We start from the raw sequence: 1262 nt of genomic DNA on the forward strand, positions 1-1262 counted from the left end.
TAGTCTGGATCTCATGACTACGGTGCGTTCAACGCATTGATCCATCCCCAAGTTCGCAAAGCTTCCGGAGGCGCGAACGTTCGGTATTCCGTACCGATGGATGCATACTTCACGTCGCACACCGTGCTGCACTCGGCTTAGCCGAGTCATATCATATAACTCACCTACCCTCGGGGAATACTTTCCCTCGGGGACAAGTGTCTCCGTTTTCAGCTATTTGAACGGAGATAGACCATGTCGAACCACGCGGCTTCATCCTCACCACTCCAAAATGTTGAGATTACTGAACGCGTCAACATGCTGTACGGCGACGCATGTTGCAAGTTTCCCACATACGAAACCATGGTCCTCAAACATTTCTGTTCGCGGATGATCGAGACTTTTGGCGGTGACGAAACGTCACCCGAAGTGGCGGAGGCATTTGCCTATGCACGCTATGCCTATGGTTATCTTTCACCGTCGGAAATTGAGGCACACATGGACGATATTCGTAGTCACGGCATCTGCAGCCACGGTCTGACTGAAGACACTTGTCCTTGTGGGTGTTTTGAGCTCCCTGGGCCAGATGACCATGGGGACTTCAGTACAGATGGATATTACCCCGAGGATGATTCGGAGCTCATCCGCAAAGAGTGGGCCGAGAAAGAGGAGCGCTGGCGTCAAGAGGAAATTGCAGACGCAAGTAGAACCTGCATGAAAGCCATTGTCCTCAACACAAAGAACGCCTGTATCCGGAGTGTCCTCAATATCTTGCGCCTATGGCGTTGATGTTGTCAGCAGCACCCCAGGTAGTCTGGATCTCATGACTACGATGCGTTCTGCGCATTGATCCAAAAAAAGTTCGCAAAGCTTCCGGAAGGGCGAACGTTCGGCGACCCAATTGCCGATGGTTGCACACTAAACGCGTCACTCACCCAGCGGGGAATCACTCCCCTCTCGGGCGGTGTTCTCCGCATTTTTCCCTGGAGAAACACCATGAGTACAGCAAGCTTTCGTTTTGGCGTTAGGGTCGGTAAGGCATTGCGTGAATGCATCCGTGCGGTCAACCAAAAGCCAAAACCTGCAACAGTCCATGTGGTAGCAGCGCAGTGCAGGATGATGCCTGAACCTGTGATGACCCACGACGAGTGCGAAAACTACTGCAGCGTGCCAGCCATAGTGCGTCGCAAAGGGATCAATCTTCATGATTGGTATGAGGCTAATACGCAAGAAGCTCAGACCAAGCCGGTGAAGAAAACCCGTAAGCCTCGCGCATCAAAAGC

General features: G+C 52.3%; 2 protein-coding genes. Both read left to right on the forward strand.

Translation table 11 applies throughout. The annotated features are described in order from the left end of the window. Nucleotides 1-234: 234 nt before the first annotated feature. Nucleotides 235-768, forward strand: coding sequence for a hypothetical protein (locus tag ABJ99_RS26340; RefSeq protein ID WP_054088290.1), 534 nt, complete (start codon nucleotides 235-237; stop codon nucleotides 766-768). A gap of 207 nt (nucleotides 769-975) precedes the next feature. Continuing rightward, nucleotides 976-1262: hypothetical protein (locus ABJ99_RS27980; RefSeq protein WP_080378349.1), on the forward strand; the 287-nt coding region annotated here is incomplete at its 3' end.

Source organism: Pseudomonas syringae pv. cilantro (assembly GCF_001293775.1).
Lineage (GTDB): Bacteria > Pseudomonadota > Gammaproteobacteria > Pseudomonadales > Pseudomonadaceae > Aquipseudomonas > Aquipseudomonas syringae_P.